The sequence below is a fragment of the Ruegeria sp. HKCCA5426 genome (genome assembly GCF_013034585.1).
GTDB lineage: Bacteria > Pseudomonadota > Alphaproteobacteria > Rhodobacterales > Rhodobacteraceae > Ruegeria.
The window spans coordinates 99,795-120,515 of sequence record NZ_WQGH01000009.1 but is presented as its reverse complement, the minus strand read 5'-3'; the positions used below and the strand labels follow the sequence as shown (position 1 = coordinate 120,515).

Here is a 20,721-nt window from a genome sequence, read left to right as displayed (position 1 = left end):
AGCCGTTCTAACCAAGCGCGTTGCGCTGTTTTCGTTCGGGCCAGAATTCATCCACTACCACATACGCTGTGATAACGAAGAATGCGGCACTTGCGACCTGCAGAACGCGCGTGATGCTTTTGACATCCGCTTCATCCGAAAATGGGGCGACTGATCCACCGTAGACGATCAAGGCAGTTGTGATCGCCGATCCTGCTGCCGCAGCCAGCGGAGTTTGCGATTTTCCAAGAGCCCCGAGAACAATGCAAAAGAAAAAGCACAGCAGTACAGGTGTCAGAATGACGGGCGCGATAACGTTGATCTCATAGCAAATGATGGAAACTGCCGCGCCCAGCAGGTTCGCGGTCAGCATCGCCTTGGCAACGGTTTTCCCGGCCGCAGGCATCGCTGCTAGCTGTTGGCTGAGAAGCGCGACAAAGAACAGAACAAGCAGCGCCGACGCTCCGTAAAGGAAGAAAGCAATCGCAAACGGCACTGTCACCAGAGACATTCTAAAAATGCGCCGGTTTGGATCAAAATCCTGATCAGCAACAGCTTTCTTTTGCGCCTCGGCGGGTGGGGCGGCTGGGATAAGTACGAACATCAGGGTGGATACGAATCCCGCAAAAAACAGGTTCATGGGAATCCAAAACACCAATACCAGAGCCAGATCCTGCGACTGAAGAACAAGATTTGGGATCATCAACGCTCCCATTAGCGCGATGACACCCGGCAATACCCCGGCCCCGGAAACAGACCACGTAAAGGACAGTATGATTCCGATCGCCATTAAGACCAAGAAAACAACCGGATAAGGCGCAAAGACTGACGACAGTAAAAACGAGATGAACATCAGTCCAATGGAAAACACGAAGAGCTTCCCAAACGCGGCCAATGGCAAAGCTGCGGGTGCTTGCAGGAACAGAGCTGTGAACACCGCGCCGACAACCGCCAGCGGCCATCCAAGAAACAAACCTAGGGCGAAAACGCCCGTTACCCCAAGCGCCAGACGGAGTACTGCGTGTTTGTCTTCAATACGCATAAGACAGGATCGAAACCAAGCGGATATAAGTACGACCCACCAAGTTCAGAGGCGCATTGTCGCTGAGGTACATGATCACATCCGCTTGCCCATTGAGCTGGAACCGAAGGTCATCTTCGGCGTTTCCGGCCTCATAGCCCGGCAACACGATCCGAACCGGGAACCGTTCGGGTTCGCGCAGGAATCCCTTGGTACTGGGTGGGCTAGCAAGCTGGCCGGGTTCATCAGCGCCGCTTAGGGAAACAGCCGCGCTAAAGCTTTCGACCTTGCCTGACACGATCTGACCGGGATGCATGTCCAGAACAACCTCGACAGGAGAACCGACAACGGCGCGGCCAAGGTTGTTTTCGGTGAAATAAGCTTCGATCCAGACATCGGTTGCATCAAGGAACGTCAAAAGATCCTGACCCGAGCGGGCATATGTCCCGGGGGCAATAAGCAAGTTCGAAATCACGCCCGTTGCAGGTGCGCGCAATTCTGTCCATTCCAGATTCAGCTCTGCATCGGCCAAAGCAGCAAGTGCACGTTGAATTTTAGGGTTCTCCAGCCCTTCATCCCCAAGACGTTGCTTGGCTTTTTCCAGATCAGCCTTGGCATTTTCCAGATTGGCTTCGGACTCGGCCAATTGGCCGCGCGCATCGTCGGCGCGCGAGACAGCAATCAGCCCTTTTTTTTCCAAGGCAAAGACGCGCTCTGTCTGAATGCGCATCGTATCAAGGTCGCTCTGGGCCCGCGCCAATTTTGCCTGTGCCGCGCTGACTTCAGCCGACGATGCGCCCACTTCCTGAGTGGCCGCTTCCAGATCGGCTTCGGCCTTGGCCCGTTCGATTTCATACGGCCTGCGATCAATGCGTACCAGAACGTCCCCGGCTGAAACGACCTGTCCGTTTTCCACCAGAACCTCGGTCACCGTTCCGGTGACCTGAGGAACAATCTGGGTTGCAACGGCCTTGACCCTGGCATTGCCGGTAAACGGAGTTTGGCGATCAGCGACCAGATACCAGACCAGAAACAGAAGAATAACCGCAATCGTTGTCCAAATCGTTTTCCTCATTCCGCCGCACCTTCGGTCGAATCCGAGGTTTCTGGCGACGCATCTATCCAGACCTTGAACAGTTCATAGAAAACCGCAAACAGGACGGGCCCCATGAAAATTCCGATCAAGCCATAAGCCATCATGCCACCCAGAACGCCGATCAAAATAACCAGCATCGGGGTTTCCAACCCCTTCGAGATAAAGACCGGGCGAAGGAAACTGTCCATGATACTGACCGGAATGGCGAGAATCGTGAAGATCAATGCAGCGCCGCCTGACATGGAACTCCAAGCGTAAATGATCACGGGCAGTAGAACCAGGCCCGGGCCGATCTGAATGATCGACAGGATAAGGCTCACGAAGGCCAGAGTTGCCGCCGAAGAAATCCCGAAGACAGCCAAAAGTACCCACACAACAATCGCCTGAATCGCGGCGACTCCGATAACTCCTTTGGTTACATTTCGGATCGTTGCCCCCGCCAGGGTGACAAACTCGCCACCACGTGGGGCAAAGACACGGTTGGCGAACCGTTGAAGCCCCTCAACCATTTGCGGCCCCGGCTTGAATAGCGCCCCCATGATGATGACTGAAAGTGCAAGTCCCAGAAGGCCAATGCCGATACCCAGAACCTTTCCAAACAGGGACTTTGTGACTTCAAGGATTTGAGCACCGTATTTGGCAAGTGCGCCATCCAGGTTTCGCTCAAACATGGTCCAGACTTCGCCAAGCTTGTTTCCGATCAAGGGCAATTCCTTGATGCCTTCGGGAGCAGGTGGAATTTTAAGTTCTCCGCGGTCTGCTTGTTCAGCGAAGTCGGAGCCAAGTTCAGCCGCCCCTGAAACGGCGGTGGCGACAGGCCCCAGGGTCAACAACAGACCCAACAGAACCAAGATTGTAGCCGCTAGCGACTTTCTTCCGCCCAATTTGCCTTGGAGCCAGTCAAAAACAGGATAGAGCGCAACGCATAGAATTGCCGCCCAGATCACAACGCTTGCAAGCGGGGCTACCATTATCAGTGCGCTATATAGAAACAGTCCTAAGAACAGCAGGCGGATTGCCAGATCGACGATCTTGGCGTCTTGAGTCTTTTCCATTCCATCCCTCCCAAATATTTTTTTATCTGGATATTAGCCTCAAAAAACTGGATATGTACACTTTTTTAGTTCTGGAGGTGCTGTATCGGCTTGATTGAAAAATCAAAAATTCGGGTCGCGAGTGGCGCCCGGGCTGAGATTGCGTTGAATTCAATGAAGAGGATTCCGGCTGTCTACCCGTCTTTTTCGTCGTCGTCCTGTGAAAGAATTGTGTCTGCCACTGTGGTCGCTGCGGTAACGAAGACACCCAAGCCGACGATGATATACGCCATCGTGAATATTTTTCCTGCGGCTGTTTCCGGCGAAAAATCCCCAAACCCAACGGTCGAGATGGTCACGACCGAAAAGTAGATGGAATCAAGCCAGCTCCAGCCTTCGACGAAGTGATAAAAAACCGAAGCCCAAAGGATCATGCCAACCGTGAAGGCCAATATACCCTTCACTCTGCCATCTTTGAATGCGACGCCAATTCCCCGAGTTATTCTGGTAAGTGAGTTCATTGTGCCCTCGTTATGTGTTTTGTGCCGGCATAGTAATCAGATTTTTGAATATTTCAAAAAGTCCCTATTTGCTGCTGTTTCGCCGGTTTCTTTATTGCCTAGGCCCAATCTCCTTTCCCGATCACCCAACAAGGGCGCGCGATTTCGTCAAAGTTTCATATCGCCGTGGAAAGTTTGTGGTAAACAACAAAACAGGCTATGCTGCACCGCAGAAAGATGCGAGAGAATCGACCGTGTTCCGTTTGGAAGGCGCGAAATCGCTGGTTGCCGGTATTGCTAACGATCAGCCAACAATCTGGGGCAGTTGGAAACACTCGTCCTATCGTTGCTCTTGCCGCAAAGAAAGGTTTGCACCAGCGAGATGTCGTTACATCTGTCGAGGGGTTTCACCTGGCTAGGGATGTCTTGGTTCATGCTCTGCCGTCGGCAGATTCAGCACCGTCTGAAAGAGGATATTCACATGATTACGAATGCTCATTCGAAATCCCTGCAGTTTGGCTCTGATATGGCCAGGGACGCGGTTGCCGTGAATGAACGGACTGTCGGGGCCGTAGCTAACGCGTTGGAACAGTCCAGAGTTCAGTGGAACTTGCTGTCAAAATCAATGGCGCTGCAGTCCAGCAGGATCGTGCAGGACCACACGGACCGGACCCGTCAGTTGGTTCAGAAAATGGCAGAATGTTCCGAACGGCTTGTGGCATCCCGATCAATTGTCAAAGACTGGGGGGAATACCTGAAAGACGCAGGCCAACGGGTTGCCCTGACCATGGATGCCTTGCGCGAACGCGGAGATGTCTTCCTCGAGCACGAAGCTGCAGGCTGCCCGCCCGTTCTTATCTATGATTACGAGGTAATCACCGACGGTAGGCACCTGAAACGGCCCTGCAACTATCAGTTGTTGCGCGTCCTTCCGCCTGAGGGTGTTACCGTTGAAGATAACAAGCGCCCATATATCATCATCGACCCACGCGCGGGTCATGGCGGCGGCATCGGCGGCTTCAAGCATGACAGTCAGGTTGGTGTTGCTCTGGCCAAGGGCCACCCGGTCTATTTCGTCAGCTTTGGGCGCGATCCTGTTCCCGGTCAGACTCTGGCGGATGTCATGCATGCCGAGGCAGGGTTTGTTCGAACCGTGCGTGCACGCCATCCAAACAGCCCGCACCCTGTTGTCACCGGAAATTGTCAGGGCGGGTGGGCGACGTTGCTAATGGCTGCGTGCAATCCCGATTTAAACGGTCCGTTGGTTCTGAACGGCGCGCCTGTTGCGCCTTGGGCTGGGGCGGTTGGGGAAAACCCGATGCGCTATAATGCCGGGGTTCTGGGTGGGACGTGGCAGCCGATGTTCTGGTCGGACTTGGGGGCAGGTCAATTTGACGGCGCCAATCTGGTTATGAACTTTGAGCAGCTAAATCCCAGCCGAAACTACTTTGGCAAATACTTCGATCTCTACAGGGATCCTGACGGGGGTCGACAGCGCTTTATAGATTTCGAACGCTGGTGGGGCGGATATTTCATCCTGAATGAGGCCGAAATCCATTGGATCGTCGAACAGCTTTTCGTCGGTAACCGTTTGGTCAAGAACACGGCTCAGCTCGAACCCGGTGTCCCGGTCGATATCAAGGCCATCAAAGGGCCGATCTTTGTGTTTGCTAGTCAGGGTGACAACATCACACCACCGCAGCAAGGCCTGAACTGGATTTCTGAGACTTATTCCGACGAAGAGGAAATCCGCGTCCGTGGGCAGCGCATCGTCTATATGCTGCACGACGAGGTGGGTCATCTGGGCATCTTTGTTTCGTCAAAAGTGGCACGGAAAGAACATCGAGAGCTTACCTCTACGCTGGAAACCGTCGAGTCAATGGCACCCGGCCTATACGAAATGCAGATCGAAAACATCGAGGGTGAAGGCACCGACAAGGAATTCGAAGTTCGTTTTCACGAGCGTACATTGGCAGATCTCGCCGTTCTGGATGATGGCCAGCAGGATGAAATGAGCTTTGCCGCCGTTGCCCATATGTCAGAAACTCAGGCCAATTTATACGAGACATTTGGCCGTCCGATCGTACGATCCTTGTCGACGCCCGCTTCGGCAAAGGCGCTTCGTGACTTACACCCCCTGCGCGTGCAACGCGCTGCATTGTCTTCGGCCCAACCTGCCACATTGGGAATAAAATTCTGGGCGGACATGGCGCGGGAACACCGCAAACCCGCCGCGCCGGAAAATCCATTTTTGGAACTCGAGAAGATTACGGCGGACTGGATAGAGCAGGTGATGGATTATGGCCGCGACGTTCGCGATGCGTGGTACGAGCTGACATTCTTTTCCCTTTGGAGCGGGCCTTTGGCAGCGTGGTTCGGTCGGAAGAACGCCGCGCACAGAACATTGGTGAATCCTGAATGTCTGAAGTCATTGCCCGAGGTCGAAGCGGCACTTGCGCACATAAAACAGGGGTCACTGGCTGAAGCTGTTGTTCGGATGCTGATCCTTCTGGTCGACAGCAATCAAAGCTTTCGGGCTGAAATTCTGGACCGGTGGGCCCAAGTCTTCAAACATGATGAACCATTCAAAGGGCTTACGGTTGATCAACGTCATCGCCTGCTGCATGAACAGTCGCTTATAGTGACCTTTGATAAGCAAGAAGCGATAAACACGTTGCCTGATTTGCTTCCCTTAAAGAAAGACCGTATGCAGGCGGTCGATCTCATCCGGCGGATCGCCGGAGAAGTGCAGCGGCCCACTCCTGAACTGTTCGAGATGGTTGATGAATTGTGTGACATTCTTGACCTGCCAAAGCCTCAGGATGAAACAGCACTGGCGTCTGCGAACAACTCTAAGACGCTGCCTGCGCCGTCCCCAGCCAATAGAAAAGCCCGCTCAAAATGAAAATCTACGAGAACCAAACATTTGCCCAATTGAATGTAGGTGACGAAGCCCAACTGACGCGTCTTTGCACGGTTGATGACCTCTATGCGTTTGCCTCCGCATCGGGTGACCACAATCCCCTGCACTTGGCGGCCTATGACGGTGACGGCGATGGGCAGCCCGAGGCGGTGGCACCGGCTTTGTGGCCCGCTGGTCTGGTTGCCGCTGTGCTGGGTAACGTGTTGCCGGGGGCGGGGACTCAAACCCGTCGGGCGGACCTGTCCTTCCACATTCCCGTTCTTGCCGGTGACGAATTAACGGCGTTTGTTTCGGTTGCCGAAAAGCGCGATGATGGCGATCTGATCTGCGGCGCCGAAGTGCGCCGCGTCGGAGATAACGCCTTGGTCCTGAGCGGTACAGTTCAGGTCACGCCCCCGGCCCAGCACATGGAGTTCGACTCGATCGAAGTTCCGGGCCTTGTCGTCCAGCACCATCGTCATTTCGACGCGCTGCTTGAAAAGGCAAGACCTTTAGACCCTATGCCAACGGCAGTGGTTGCGCCCGAGGATGGCAATTCGCTGAGTGGTGCGCTGCTGGGTCATGCCAACAGCATCATCACGCCGATCCTTGTTGGGGATCCTGACAAGATCAAGGCCGCAGCAGCAGAGATAGGTGCGGATATCTCCGGTTTCGAGATCGTCGAGGCTCGGGGTCACGGGCTTGCCGCACATCGCGCGGTGGACTTGGTGGTTGAAGGGAAAGCACAGACCCTGATGAAGGGGTATCTGCATACGGATGAGTTGTTGCATGCCGTCTTGCGCCGGGAAAACGGATTGCGAACTGGTCGGCGTTTGTCTCATGTCTTTGTGATGGACGTCCCGGGGATGCCAAGACCTATCATGGTGACGGACGCGGCGGTGAATATCGCGCCGGACCTCGAAACCAAAGCCGACATCGTTCAGAACGCAATTCATCTGGCACAATCCATTGGGATCGAAACGCCGAAGGTCGGTGTTTTGTCAGCCGTTGAAACCGTAAACCCGCATATGCCCTCATCTGTGGATGCGGCGCTGCTGTCTAAAATGGCTGAACGCGGACAGATTACCGGCGGGTTGGTCGATGGCCCACTTGCGATGGACAACGCGGTTGATCTGAAGGCTGCCCGCACCAAGGGCATCACGTCCGAGGTCGCCGGATCAGCAGATATTCTGGTCGCCCCGAATATCGAGGCGGGCAATATGGTTGCGAAACAGCTAACCTTTATTTCTCATGCCGAGGCTGCGGGTATCGTGGTGGGGGCGGGCGCCCCGATCATCTTGACTTCGCGGTCTGATGATGATGCCTCGCGCTTGGCGTCCTGTGCGGTTTCAGCGCTGCATGCTTATGCAAACAAAGGTAAGCTCTATGGCTGATCATGTATTGGCGCTGAACGCCGGGTCTTCGTCACTGAAATTCGCGTTGTACGAGGTCATCGAAGAAAACCGCCCCAGCATGCGATGGCGAGGTCAGATCGAGCGTTTGGGGGATGCCCCTAGATTGCTGGCTCAGTCTGCCGGAGGTCGGTCGATCAACCGCCCGCTGTCGAATACCCAGAGCCACGATGAAGCTATCCACGCTTTTCTGGAAATGGCGCGGGAATATCTTCCGGATATCCACGTAAAAGCAATCGGCCATCGTGTTGTCCACGGTGGCACCGTCTATTCTGAACCGGTTCTTATTGATGAAAAGGTTATAGATACATTGACGGGGTTTGTTCCTTTCGCCCCTTTGCATCAACCCTATTCTCTGGCTGGTATCCGGGCCGCCAGCGCTGCATTCCCGGATACCATTCAGGTGGCGTGTTTTGATACGGCCTTTCACCGAACGCACCCTTGGGTCAACGATACATTTGCCTTACCGCAAAGTTACTATGAAAAAGGGGTCCGTCGGTACGGATTCCACGGGCTGAGCTACGACTATATCTCTGGGAAACTGAAAGAGATCGCACCGGGTCTGTACGATGGCCGCGTGGTGATTGCGCATCTGGGGAATGGTGCATCCATGTGTGCGGTCTCGGGTGGGCGCGCGGTTGCCTCGACGATGGGATTCTCGGCGTTGGACGGTCTGCCGATGGGGACGCGCAGCGGCCAACTCGATCCTGGTGTGGTGTTGTACATGATGCAGCAGGATGGAATGTCGGCAGATGAAATCGCCGAAGTTCTTTATCGCAAGTCCGGTCTTCTCGGCCTGTCTGGTGTTTCGTCTGATATGCGTACGCTTTTGGCTGCTGATACGCCGGATGCCCGCAAGGCCATCGACTATTACGTGTTCCGCATCCGCCGGGAACTGGGAGCGCTGTCCGCCGCGTTGGAAGGTATTGACGCGCTGATCTTTACGGGTGGCGTTGGCGAGAATTCGGCCCCGATCCGGCAGATGGTGTGCGACGGAATGCGCTGGATCGGAATCGAAATGGACCACGCGCGAAACGCGGATGGCGGCACGGTTCTGTCGACAGACTTTAGCCGTGTTCGTATCCTGTCGATTCCAACCAACGAAGAAATGGTAATCGCTCGCGCCGCGGTCAAACTGATGCAATAAGGTTAATCGCCAGACTTTTTTCGAGATTTGGAGAGTTTGATCAAAGCGCCCAACAGGGCGCTGACAATCTCGGGGGTCACGGCCCCAAGCGGGTCGCGCCGGAAACCTGTAACGGCGTCGCGTGCCTCGGCCAAGTTGTCCTTGATCTCGGTCTCAATGTCTTGCAGCGCCAGGTCCCGAAGCTCAACCACAGCAGAGATGTCGGTTTGTGATGACATGGAGTTGGCGAACAGTGCCAATAACAGAGCCACCACCAGATCGACGCCGGCCATGATCAGTGCCGCGACCGCGTTTGACACAGACTCAGACAGCCAGAAAAAGCCTGCGACGTTCAGCATTACGACCGCTAGGCCAATAGCCAGCCCCGCAGCGCCATAAATACCGGTGCGTTTGGCCGCTACTGCGACTTGTCTTTGAGCAATCAGCCTTTCGGCACGCAGGATGATTGAAAGATTGCGGGATATGCGGCTCATGTGCGGGCTCCTACCGGGAACGGCCGACCAGATAGCCAAGCGCGAAAACGCCTAGCGCAAACAGGATCGGCTTTTTGTGCGGCAACTCCCCAAGTTCGGTCAGAACGTCGTCCATCTGGTCTGACCAGTTTTCGATCGTGTCGATCAGATTGTCGGAATGGTCTTCCTTTGGATCGGCCTTCTCGGCCTTGGTTTGTTGGGCAAGTTGGCGGCGAAGTTCGGCAACTTCGGCTTCCAGCTCTGCTTTTGTTACCATCGTTCAGGTCCCTCTACCGCGTTGTACCGCATGTTAGTCGGTTTTTCCGTTTTGGCAAAAGGGGCTTATCGGACGGTAAGACAGATCGCTGCAGGAAAAGCGGGATCAGCCAGCCCGGCACCAAACGCAGTCGTGGTCGGACAGGGGCGTTCCGCCGTCAGCAATCGAAGGCAGAATACCAGTGCCATGGCATTCGAGACCCCGGCCCGCCAACCAGTCCAGCTTCATAACCCGGTCGGGGTGGGGCGTGATCAGGCTGGGGCGGGTCGTATTGCCTTGCGCCGTGAAAGACCAAGAATAACCGTGGGCCTCGGCCAGTTCGAATAAGGTTTCTCGCCGCCAGTCAAAGTCCGGGGGCAGGTGATTGCCGGTGTTCAGGTCCCCGCCAACTATGACCGGTAGATTCGGCGCGAAATCGTCAATCACCTGTAGCAGCCGTTCGAATTGTTGATGTCGGTGAATGGCGTTTGCGTTGCTTTCCAGATGAGTGGAGACGACGCAGACCGGTCCGCTGGCCCCCGGTACAATAGCGGCTATGGCGTTGCGGCCCCCGATGCGTGGCTGGTCAGGATCGCTCGCCCCGGCATCTGCCGCAAACCAATGGCCGTGATCGTCCAGCCGGACCAGGATGGTGCGTTCAAACGGAACCGAAGACAGGATCGCATTCCCGTGCCAGCCCAAAGAGTTGAAGTCATCCGTGCAGAACTTGCGCTCGGTCGGGCCGCCCAAATCAAGTTCGTGAAACTCAACGCCAAAAGCGTAAGCCATTCCAAGGGCGTCGGCCATCGCTTCGGTTGTGTGTCGCTGTGCAGTTCGGGCCATTCCGTGATCAACTTCGGACAGCAGAACGATATCTGGGGCGACTTTCCCGAGATGCGCAGCCGTCTCTTCAGGGAAAAGACATCGTTCTACATTCCAGGCGGCCACGGTGAATTCACTGGGCAGGTGAGCGGATTGAGCCTTTCCTCCGACCTGAACGGCATTCATCGCTTCTATATTGGCCAATATCCTGCGATGCGCGTCGGCAGTGCGTGGGGCCGACAGGATTGCGCTCCGCTGGGTTTCGGATACAGCCGGAAGGGTCACTAGCGTTTGAGTGATCACAGCCTCAGCCCCGTTTCCCTGTCGAACAGGCGCAGGGCCTCGGGCTTTAGGTTGATCTTGGTTTCACCAACCTGCGCCGCGTCATCCTTGCCTAGCATGACCGAGAAGGGCTGATTTGCGAGCCGCCCATGTAGCAGCCGATGCGCGCCCAGTTCTTCAAGGATATCGACATGGAATACGACCTGACCCTGTTCATCCATTTCAACGTCTTCAGGGCGAATGCCCAGTGTCACAGGTCCGTCAAAGGACTGGGGTGCTTGTATCTGGTTGCCGAAGCCATTGATCCGAACACTTTGCTGATCAACTTCAGCTTCGATCAGGTTCATTGGCGGTGCCCCCATGAACGAGGCCACAAAGGTCGAGGCCGGGTTGTGATAAATTTCCGACGGGGTGCCAATCTGCTCGATCCGACCTTCGTTCAGGACGATGATACGATCGGCCATCGTCATCGCCTCGACCTGATCATGGGTCACGTAGACGGCGGTGGTTCTAAGGCGGCGTTGCAAAGCTTTGATTTCGATCCGCATCTGGTTGCGCAGCTTGGCATCCAAGTTCGACAGCGGCTCATCAAACAGAAACAGCGCTGGATCGCGCACCACTGCGCGGCCCATGGCAACGCGCTGGCGCTGACCACCCGAAAGCTGCGCTGGCTTGCGGTCCAGATACTCGGACAGGTTCAGCATCTTTGCCGCGTCTTCGACCTGGGCGTCGATTTCGGCCGTCGGAGTGCCCCGGTTCTTGAGGCCGTAGCCGATATTCTTGCGCACCGTCATATGCGGGTAGAGCGCATAGTTCTGGAACACCATCGCGATGTCCCGATCCGCTGGGTCCACGTCATTGACCACGCGGTCGCCGATTTTCAGCACCCCTTCGGTGATGTCCTCCAACCCCGCGATCATCCGCAGCAGTGTGGACTTGCCGCAACCCGACGGGCCGACCAGCACAACAAATTCGCCGTCCTGAATGGTGAAACTGGTGGTCTGAACGGCCTGGAAGCCATTGGGATAGACTTTGCGGATGCCCTCTAATGTAACCTGAGCCATGCGCGTATTCCTTATTTATCGGATTCTGTGAGGCCCTTGACGAACCAGTTCTGGAAAAAGACCACCACCAACACCGGAGGGATCATCGCCACGATGGCCAGCGCCAATGCCTGCCCGTGTTCGGGGATTTGACTGTCGGTGTACGACAACACGATCTGCTTGATGCCGCGGACCAGCGTGAAAAAGCTTTCGTCTGTGGTGATCAGCGTCGGCCACAGGTACTGGTTCCAACCAAAGACAAACATGATGATGAAGATCGCCGCGATCATCGTTTTGCTCAGTGGGATGAGGATATCGACGAAGAATTTCCACGGACCTGCGCCGTCGATCCGGGCGGCTTCGGCCAATTCCTCGGGCACGGACATGAAGAACTGCCGGAAAAAGAACGTGCCTGTGGCCGAGGCGATCAGCGGCACGATCAGACCGGTATAGGTGTTGGTCAGGCCCAGTTTCTGGATTGCTTCGTAAGAGGGCAGGATGCGCACCTCAAGCGGCAGCAGCAGGGTGGTGAAGATTACCCAGAAGGCCAGCGTGGCAAAGCGCAGGCGGAAATAGACGATGGCGTACGCCGCCATCATCGAAATCACGATCTTACCCACGGCAAAGCCGATGCCAAGGATGAACGAGTTCATCAGCATCAGCATCCCGTCGACCGTTTGGGTAAAGCCGCCCCTTTCGAACATGGCGGCGCGAAAGTTCTTACCCAGATCGTCGCCCAGTGTCAGTTGCAGCCCTTCGCGGTGGATTGTCACTGCGTCATGGCTGGCCGTAGTCAACGCAAGCAGCGGCGGCAGCATCATCAGCAGCGCGCCCAGGATCAGAATGATGTGGTCTCCAATCGCTTCCCATTTGATGCGACGGGGGCGATGGGTCTCAGCGGGGGTGTCGAGTGTTGTCTCAGCCATGTCCAAAGCCCTCAAGTGTAGTGAATCCGGCGTTCCACCAGCCGGAACTGAAACACGGTCAGCAACAGGACCAGCGCCATAAGGATGACTGATTGCGCCGATGATCCGCCTAAGTCGTTGCCTCGAAAGCCGTCCAGGTAGACCTTGTAAACCAACGTCATCGGATTGTTGCCCGGCTCGCCCTTCATCAGTGCGTCAATGATGCCGAACGTGTCGAACAGTGCGTAGGTGATGTTGATGATCAGCAGGAAAAACGCGGTTGGGGCCAGCAGCGGGAAGGTGACCTGCCAGAACCGGCCGGTGGCGGATCGGTTGTCGATCATCGCTGCCTCGCGCACGGACCTTGGGATGGATTGCAGGCCGGACAGGAAAAAGATGAAATTGACGGGGATCTGCTTCCACACGGCCACGATAACCATGGCTGTTGCGGTCGCGTTGTAATCCACGCCTAGTTTGAAATCCCAGCCGAACATCTGAAAGAATTTGGTCAGCGGCCCGGTGCTTTGGTCAAAGAACAGAATGCCCAGAAACCCGGCCACGGGCGGCGCAATGGCATAGACCCACATCAGCAGCGTGCGATAGGTCTTGGCCCCCTTGATCACCTTGTCGGCCTTGACCGCCAGCAGCAGCGCGATAGCCAGCGAGAAAAAAGTCACCAGCACCGAGTAAAGGATCGTGAACCCGGCAACGCGTTTGTACTGATCATTGCCCAGCAGCGACGTATAGTTCTCAGCCCCCACGAAGGTCGAACCGAACCCAAACGGGTCTTGCAAAAAGAATGAGGATTGCAGCGCCCAGCCCGCAGGCCAGTAGAAAAAGATGGCGATGATCATCAACTGCGGCAACAGCAGCGCCACAGGAAGCCAGATCGTGTCAAAGCCCGCGCGTTTCATAGAAGGATTCCGTCTTGAACAGGGGATGGCCGCGCCATGACAGCGCGGCCATCCTTGGGGGTGATCCAGGGCGTTAACCTTGGGTCTTGGCGAAGCGGGCCAGCAGCGCGTTGGCTTCGGCTTCGATAGTCTTGAACGCGGTTTCGACGTCGGTTTCACCGGTCAGGACACGGCCATATTCGCGGTTCATGATGTCGCGGATCTGGACGTAAAAGCCCATGCGGTAGCCCTTGGTGTTGTCGCCCGCTTTGGCCTGCAACTGGTTCACACCAACTTCGGCAGCCGGAAAACGGTCATAGTGGCCGTCTTTCTTGGCGACGTCATAAGCGGCTTCGGTGATTGGCACATAGCCGGTTTCCTGATGCCAGAAATACTGGGTCTCGGGCGCGGTCAGAAAGCGGAAGAATTCAGCCGTGGCCTTGTTTTCCGCGTCGGATTTACCCGACATGGCGAACAGGGCGGCACCACCGATAAAGGTTTGGGTGGGCTCAGTGGTGACGGCTTCCCAATAGGGCAGCTCGGTCGCGCTGAATTCGAACGGCAGGTCTTTTTGCAGCAGGCCGCCGAACGAGCCGGACGAACCCAGCCACATGGCAACTTTGCCTTCTTCGAACGGTTTGGCATTGTCGCCCCAGCCGGTACCGTACCATTCGAACAGTCCGTCGTCTTTCCATTCGGTCACGGAGGTGAAATGCGCTTTGATCGCGTCGTTGTTCACCAGAATCTGCGTGTCAGTGCCGTCATAGCCGTTGTTGTTGGTGGCAAACGGCAGGTTGTGGCGCGACATGAAGTTTTCGGTGAAGATCCAGGGCAGGTGCGACTGACTGAGCGCGATATAGCCTGCGTCTTTCAGTGCGGGTGCGGTGGTCGACTGGAACTCTTCCCAGGTTTTCGGCGGGGTGACGCCTGCTGCCTCCAACGCGTCCATGTTGTAATACAGGATCGGCGTGGACGAGTTGAAGGGCATCCCGATCATTTTGCCGTCGCTGTCGGCATAGAAGTACCGCACACCGGCGATGTAATCGTTAATGTCGAATTCAACGCCATTGTCTGCCAGCAGATCCTGAACCGGAATGGTCGCGCCCTTGGCCCCGATCACGGTGGCGGCGCCTGCGTCGAACACCTGCATGACGTTGGGCTGTTCGCCCGCGCGGAAGGCGGCAATACCTGCGGTCAGGGTTTCTTCGTAGCTGCCTTTATAGACCGGAGTGATCTTGTAGCTGTTTTGCGAGGCATTGAAATCTTCGGCGATCTTGTTGACTGTTTCACCAAGCTGACCACCCATGGCGTGCCACCAGGTGATCTCGGTTTCTGCAAAAGTCGCAGTCGCGCTAAAGGCTATGGCAGCAGCGGTTGCGCAGAGCTTCAGATTGGTCATGTATTAACTCCGGTTCAGCAGCGGCCTTTGACAAAAAGGCTCGCCAAATTCAGAGGCATTTGCCCCTTGGGGTAATAGAATGGCAGCGCTATCAGGGAAGCCCCGAACGCTGTACACGGTATGCGTACTCAGCGTTAGGTACGTGGGTCGTGTGACAGTCAGGTGAATGTTTTTTAAAGCAATTTTGACATATTTCCCCAAAGGGAATGCCGACTTCAAAGTGTCAGTTGCACGCGCATCGCGGCCGAAAACCAACGCTAAGCCGTTGTTTCAACGAAGGTCGGGACGTCGGCGCCAATCAATAAGCGAACGCGACTTGTCTGCATGGCAATCCAGCAGATCGTTGGGAACGCACGGCACTATTTCATTTGCTTGATGCGTCCAGATTGCGAGCGGATTATTGGTTCAATAATCCGCAACCAAAAGGAATTCCTGTGCCGCGTCTTCTTCGATTGTGGCGAAACGCGGAATTGGGTCCTCGAATACGTTGTCGGTACGATCATCGTTTACAGTTGACACTTCACCAATCAGGCAATCGCCCTTTTCGGCCCAGAAAGCGTGCCAGATGCCCGGCATTAAGGTTACGCTTTGACCCGGTCCGAGCCGCAAAAGCTCGCCGGGTTGGATCGACACCGGGCACCCGTCGCTGGGCACTGTCACAGCGTTTTCCCGGTCGATCCCGCCCACGGAATCCGAAGCGTAGATTTCCATCACCAGATCGCCACCGCCTCGGTTGATAATGTCTTCGGCCTTTATGATATGACGATGCATTGGCGAAAGCTGTTTGTCCCGCGAGACAAGCAGTTTCTCTGCGTACAGCATGCCGCGCCCTTGGTTCAGATCGGCGACATCGCCATTGCGCAACGTGAACAGGAACAGCCCTAGTTCATCGAACCGTCCCTGTCCGTAGTCGGTGATATCCCACCCCAATCCACGTTCGCGAATAACTGTTGCCTGATCGCTTCTCATCTGGTCAATCGACCAGTTGGCAAAAGGGGGCAAAACCGTTCCGAAAGACCGAATGAAAGCTTCGGCTTCGGTTTTGATTGCGTTGATATCTGATCGTTTCATAGGTGTCCCTTTCGGGGTCAAAGTTCATTTGCCCAAGGTGGGTTTGCCCCTGCGCGAGATACCGTCACGGCAGCGACTTGTGCACCCTTGGCAAGAGCATCTTTCAGTTGGTCTGGGTTGAGGGAACGAAGCCCTTGTTTGTTCAGGTGGCCTGCACGTTCCAACTCGGCCAATACGCCAGCGTTGAACGTGTCTCCGGCGCCGACGGTGTCCACAACTTCGACCCTTTTGACAGGCACCGAGGTTGACCTGCCATCCGGCAGATATCCGGATGCCCCCTCGCTGCCTTTGGTGACGATGACAATGGCGGGGCCTTCTTTCAGCAACAGCGAAACTTTGTCAGTCAGGCTTTCTGGCCCGGGAATGATCCAATCCAGATCTTCATCGGAAACCTTTACGATATCGGCCTGCGCGATCATCGCGTTGAGCCGGGTGCGATAACGGGTTTGATCATTGATAAAACCGGGACGGATGTTTGGATCCAGCATAACGGCCTTTTCCGAGCCGTGTTGATCCAACAAGGATGCATAGGCGTCGGCACAGGGTTCGCAGGCAAGGCTGATACCGCCGAAATACAAAGCCGATACCGCTGGCAACTGGTTGGGCATGTCCTCGGGCGTCAACATGCGACCGGCCGAGTTTTCGTCCAGAAAACTATAGGTAGCGTGCCCGTCCTTTAGCTGCACAAACGCCAAAGTTGTCGGGCGGTCGGTTTCAATGACATGGCTGGTGTCCACATGGCTGGCCTTTAAAGACCTGCCGAGTTGCTGCCCAAACATGTCTGAGGAAAGGCCCGTCAGCATTCCGGATGGAACGCCAAGTCGACCAAGCGCAATCGCCGTGTTGAAAATCGCGCCTCCGGAATGGGGCACAAATCCCTGTTCGCCCGTAACGGTGGGCGAGGCGATCATGTCGATCAGGGCTTCACCGCAGCACAGGATCATGCCGGGTCCTTTCTGTATCATTGGGTCAGGCGGTCAGTTTATCGCGCAAGCGCACTTTTACAGAAGTTGTTAGCGCCAACAATGCCAAATTCGTCCTGTTCTGAAACGTACAGGTTCATTGAACGCCGCAATTCGCTGAAACGCCCACCAGCGTTGAAGGCATCCTTGAAAGCGTCGGCGAAAAGCCAGCGGTTCTTTTCTGCCACCCCGCCGACGAGGAAAACACCGCCCGTAGGCATCATGACCACGGCCAAGTCGCCCATTACGGCACCTAGATGCGAGGTGAACATCTGCGCTGCCCTGACCGCGAGCGGGTCCCAGGCACCGCGGGCGTCATCCAGAATGTCCTTGGCGCTGCGCGTTTCGGCAGTCGCCTGTCCTGTCGCTAATTGTATTGCCTGATACAGGATCGGCAGTCCCGTGCCGCTTAGGAACATTTCGGCTTCAAGCGTCAGGGTGTCGTCAAAAAAACAGTCCGGAGCAACTTGGCGCGCGGCGCGGAAAATTTCGACTTCGTCCTCGTGACGGGGCGACAATCCAACGTGGCCGCCTTCACCAGACGCGGTGTGAAACCGACCGTCGGAATAGAGCAGAGAGCCTACCCCCAACCCGGTTCCCGGTCCGACAACCAACCGTGTTCCCATCGGTGGCGTTTCGTCGCCTTGCAGAACTTCGACGTTATCGCCGGTGATTTCGGCAACCGACCATGCGGCGGCGGTGAAGTCGTTGATGACAAATGTGTGCTGCGCGCCCGTCGCGCGCGCGATGTCAGCCTCGGACAGATCTAGCTGCGCGTTTGTAAGCCGGATCATACCGTTCTGCACTGGTCCCGCACCGGCCGCGACGACGGCGCGCGGATCGGTTCCGATTTCATCCCGCAAACTGTGAAACGCATCGAGCAATTGCGAAAGTGACCCCGTGGGGTATTTACGCAAGTCGGTGAGTTTGCCGTTTGAGACCACTCCCAATCGCGTGTTGGTGCCGCCGATATCGGCAACCAAGTTCCAATGGTCGCGCATACATCCCGCAGGTTGCGCCAAAGGCAGCGAAACTGTGCTGCCGGACAGTGCAGTTTTCACTGCATTGTAAGACGCTTTGGGCCGACGCTCCATCGTCTCGAAATCGACGTCCACAAGACCAAAGCGTTTTTCATACCCCAAGGCCCATTCGTAATTATCCAGCAAGGACCAGATAAAATACCCTTTGACCGGCACGCCTTGGTCCACCGCGTCATGCACGGCCGCAAGGTGCTGGTTCAAATAGTCGATCCGGTCATCATCCTGCTGTCGTTCCGGGCTGGCCATGCCGTTTTCCGTTACATAGATAGGAAGATCACCGGTATGGTCGCGCATTGTACGGGTCAGGAAACGTGTCAGGGCGCTGGGTTCGATTTCCCAACCCATCTGGGTTCTTGGTAAGGGGCCGGGGACTTCTTTTAGGCTGGGCCAAGCAATATCTGCGGGCGCGATCAGCTTGCGGGTGTAGTAATTTAAGCCACACCAGTCGACCGGGGTGCCAATCGTGTCGAAGTCGTTTTGCCAACCGCTTGGCAGATGAGGTTCCAGTCCGTCCAGAACGACCTGGGGGTATGTTTTGTTGAATACGCCACTCAGGAAGAAGCGGTTGTAGATACCGTCGTAAAGGTCAGCGGCGCGGCGTGCCTCGGGGCTGTCATCCGCAGGTTCTGCCCACTCCAGATTGAACACTGCACCCAAGTTGGACATGCCCAGACCGCGCATCGCCTCGATAGCCCGTCCATGTGCAAGTAGGACGTGATGCATCGCGCGCGCCGTGGCACGGATGTCGCGCAGACCGGGGGCGTGGTGGCCGTCAAAGTGGCTGAGCCAGCTTACGCACCAAGGTTCGTTGATCGGCGCGACACTGAACATGCGGTCACCGATGCGGCCCATGATAATCTCGGTGAAATCGGCAAACCAGTTGGCTATGTCCCGATTGCGCCAGCCACCCAGATCGGCCAACGGCGAGGGAAGCTCCCAGTGATAAAGCGTCGCGCAGGGGCGTATTCCACGCTCCAATAACGCATCGGCAAGGCGGTCGTAGTAGTCCAGCCCTTCCTGGTTAATAGGTCCGCGCCCTTCGGGCAGAACGCGCGCCCAGCTTGTTGAGAACCGATAGCAGTCAAATCCCGCGTCGCGCACAAGCTCAAAGTCTTCGTTAAAGCGGTTCAAATGATCACAGGCGCGGTCACCGTTTTCATTGCGCACCACGTTACCGGGTGTCGCGGCGAACGTGTCCCAATGTGTTTGGCCAGCGCCGCCTTGTCCGTGACCTTCGATCTGATAGGCAGAGGTTGCAACGCCAAATAGGAAATCTTTGGGGAAATCAGTGCGGGCATATTTCATGTTCAGAACCTGTCAGGAACGGGGCCGGTCGAGCCGCCAACTACCAGTTCGGCCTCCAGCAATCTAGTTTGAACCGGGCCCTCAGGCGACTTTATCCGCTCGATCAACATTTCGGCTGCTATCTCGCCAGCTTGCCGGACAGATGAGCGCGTTGCGGTAAAGATCGGCACGTCCTGCCCGTTTTTCAGGTAAGATAGATCGTCGTCATGGGCGATGACGGATACATCGCGTCCCATCTTCAGCCCAGCCTCGTTCAGCGCGCGCCTTACGCCAATCGCCGAAATCATGGATGAGATCAGAATGGCTGTGGGCGGATTATCCATCTGTATCATGGCGCGCGCTTCGTGGTGGCCGTAGACCTCGGTCATCTCGGCGCTGCGCATCAAGGACGGGTCAGGCGTTATCCCAGCCTCATGCAAAGCCTCCAGATATCCGGCGCGGCGACGCTGGGCAAAGTCCATATCTTCCAACCCGTTGATCAGTGCGATGCGCCGGTGCCCTAGGTCGATCAGAAATTTGGTGGCCCTTTGGAATGAACTTTTGTTGTTCACGTCGATCCAATCGTAGGGCCCATCAACTCCGGTCGCACGACCATGAACGATGAAAGGAACCCCCATGCGGGAAAGTACGCCGATCCGAGGTTCGTTAACCTTCGGACCCTGCAGGACAACTCCATCAACGGCGCCGCGTTGAAACAGGTCGCGATACGCCCGTTCGATCGACGTATCGTCTGCATTCGTGAACATCATGTCATAGCCATGCTCCGCATATTTTCGCGCAGCACCTGCAACGAAATCGCCGAAAATAGGGTTGACCATTTCATGCTGCGAGGAACTGGGAATCACGTGCCCAATGACCATGGACCGACCTGTGGCCAACCCTTTTGCGCGGCTGTTTGGCCGGTAACCATGTTTCGTGGCAGCGGCCTGCACACGTAGGCGCGTATCCTCGTTCACCTCGGGATAGCCGTTCAGCGCACGGCTGACAGTTGTTTGGGACAAGCCAAGAATTTCTGAGAGCTGCTTTAGGTTCATATTCGATTCAAAGCGCCTTCAAATTGGGACTGCTATCTGTATTGTGGGGAATTAACCTTTGCGTCAATAAGATTCAAACATATGCCTACAAATATTAATAACTTGGGTAAACGGCAAACCAAACATTGACAGAGCTTGAATGTTAGCGGATAAGGTTCGTCATCCA

18 protein-coding genes and 1 pseudogene are annotated in these 20,721 nt (G+C 55.9%); 3 read left to right on the top strand and 16 right to left on the bottom strand.

All coding sequences use genetic code 11. The features are described 5' to 3' along the window. Positions 1-7 precede the first annotated feature (7 nt). From GOV87_RS15450 to GOV87_RS15435, 4 genes are all read right to left on the bottom strand, one after another. Positions 8-1,021 carry a DUF2955 domain-containing protein gene (locus GOV87_RS15450; protein WP_171212389.1) on the bottom strand — a complete coding sequence of 338 codons (1,014 nt, stop codon included), beginning with the start codon at positions 1,019-1,021 and terminating at the stop codon, positions 8-10. After that, a complete protein-coding gene (locus GOV87_RS15445) occupies positions 1,011-2,075 on the bottom strand; it encodes an HlyD family secretion protein (protein ID WP_171212388.1) in 1,065 nt (354 codons plus the stop codon). Before GOV87_RS15445 ends, GOV87_RS15450 begins: the two co-directional genes overlap by 11 nt. After that, positions 2,072-3,151, bottom strand: coding sequence for an AI-2E family transporter (locus GOV87_RS15440; RefSeq protein WP_171212387.1), 1,080 nt, complete (start codon positions 3,149-3,151; stop codon positions 2,072-2,074). Before GOV87_RS15440 ends, GOV87_RS15445 begins: the two co-directional genes overlap by 4 nt. Before the next feature lie 173 nt (positions 3,152-3,324). Next, entirely contained in the window at positions 3,325-3,594 is a 270-nt protein-coding gene (locus GOV87_RS15435; RefSeq protein WP_371808189.1) for a potassium channel family protein, read from the bottom strand. A 517-nt stretch (positions 3,595-4,111) separates the two neighbouring features. Here GOV87_RS15435 and GOV87_RS15430 point away from each other — a divergent pair. Genes GOV87_RS15430 through GOV87_RS15420 form a run of 3 tightly spaced genes read left to right on the top strand, consistent with a single transcriptional unit; the run spans position 4,112 to position 9,091 of the window. Continuing rightward, on the top strand, positions 4,112-6,535 hold the full coding sequence (locus tag GOV87_RS15430; protein WP_171212386.1) for a DUF3141 domain-containing protein: 2,424 nt from the start codon (positions 4,112-4,114) through the stop codon (positions 6,533-6,535). Beyond that, positions 6,532-7,926: a bifunctional enoyl-CoA hydratase/phosphate acetyltransferase gene (locus tag GOV87_RS15425; protein ID WP_171212385.1), complete on the top strand. Its 1,395-nt coding sequence runs from the start codon at positions 6,532-6,534 to the stop codon at positions 7,924-7,926. The genes GOV87_RS15430 and GOV87_RS15425 overlap by 4 nt, the downstream gene beginning before the upstream one ends. Further along, a complete protein-coding gene (locus GOV87_RS15420) occupies positions 7,919-9,091 on the top strand; it encodes an acetate/propionate family kinase (RefSeq protein WP_171212384.1) in 1,173 nt (390 codons plus the stop codon). The genes GOV87_RS15425 and GOV87_RS15420 overlap by 8 nt, the downstream gene beginning before the upstream one ends. Before the next feature lie 2 nt (positions 9,092-9,093). On the opposite strand, the gene GOV87_RS15415 is transcribed toward GOV87_RS15420, so the two are convergent. The 12 genes and pseudogenes from GOV87_RS15415 to GOV87_RS15365 form a co-directional block, all read right to left on the bottom strand. Further along, entirely contained in the window at positions 9,094-9,564 is a 471-nt protein-coding gene (locus GOV87_RS15415; RefSeq protein WP_171212383.1) for a hypothetical protein, read from the bottom strand. A 10-nt stretch (positions 9,565-9,574) separates the two neighbouring features. Further along, on the bottom strand, positions 9,575-9,820 hold the full coding sequence (locus GOV87_RS15410; protein ID WP_171123346.1) for a hypothetical protein: 246 nt from the start codon (positions 9,818-9,820) through the stop codon (positions 9,575-9,577). A gap of 105 nt (positions 9,821-9,925) precedes the next feature. Beyond that, positions 9,926-10,924 (bottom strand): endonuclease/exonuclease/phosphatase family protein, encoded by a 999-nt coding sequence (locus GOV87_RS15405; RefSeq protein ID WP_371813522.1) that lies wholly within the window; start codon positions 10,922-10,924, stop codon positions 9,926-9,928. Next, positions 10,921-11,967: a sn-glycerol-3-phosphate ABC transporter ATP-binding protein UgpC gene (gene ugpC / locus GOV87_RS15400; protein ID WP_171212382.1), complete on the bottom strand. Its 1,047-nt coding sequence runs from the start codon at positions 11,965-11,967 to the stop codon at positions 10,921-10,923. The genes GOV87_RS15405 and ugpC overlap by 4 nt, the downstream gene beginning before the upstream one ends. Positions 11,968-11,978: 11 nt before the next feature. Further along, positions 11,979-12,872: a sn-glycerol-3-phosphate ABC transporter permease UgpE gene (gene ugpE / locus GOV87_RS15395; protein WP_171123341.1), complete on the bottom strand. Its 894-nt coding sequence runs from the start codon at positions 12,870-12,872 to the stop codon at positions 11,979-11,981. Positions 12,873-12,883: 11 nt separating this feature from the next. After that, entirely contained in the window at positions 12,884-13,765 is an 882-nt protein-coding gene (locus tag GOV87_RS15390; protein WP_171212381.1) for an ABC transporter permease subunit, read from the bottom strand. Between the two features lie 73 nt (positions 13,766-13,838). Then, entirely contained in the window at positions 13,839-15,143 is a 1,305-nt protein-coding gene (locus GOV87_RS15385; RefSeq protein WP_171212380.1) for an extracellular solute-binding protein, read from the bottom strand. Positions 15,144-15,548: 405 nt separating this feature from the next. Beyond that, positions 15,549-16,214, bottom strand: a complete 666-nt coding sequence (locus GOV87_RS15380; RefSeq protein WP_171212379.1) for a D-lyxose/D-mannose family sugar isomerase — start codon at positions 16,212-16,214, stop codon at positions 15,549-15,551. A 17-nt stretch (positions 16,215-16,231) separates the two neighbouring features. After that, positions 16,232-17,158: a carbohydrate kinase gene (locus GOV87_RS15375; RefSeq protein ID WP_171212425.1), complete on the bottom strand. Its 927-nt coding sequence runs from the start codon at positions 17,156-17,158 to the stop codon at positions 16,232-16,234. 38 nt (positions 17,159-17,196) lie between these two features. After that, entirely contained in the window at positions 17,197-18,177 is a 981-nt protein-coding gene (locus GOV87_RS20455; protein WP_254447394.1) for a glucokinase, read from the bottom strand. Between the two features lie 42 nt (positions 18,178-18,219). After that, a pseudogene (locus tag GOV87_RS20450) lies at positions 18,220-19,521 on the bottom strand (GH1 family beta-glucosidase); the annotation flags it as partial. A gap of 2 nt (positions 19,522-19,523) precedes the next feature. Further along, positions 19,524-20,555 carry a LacI family DNA-binding transcriptional regulator gene (locus GOV87_RS15365; RefSeq protein WP_171212377.1) on the bottom strand — a complete coding sequence of 344 codons (1,032 nt, stop codon included), beginning with the start codon at positions 20,553-20,555 and terminating at the stop codon, positions 19,524-19,526. Between the last annotated feature and the right edge of the window lie 166 nt (positions 20,556-20,721).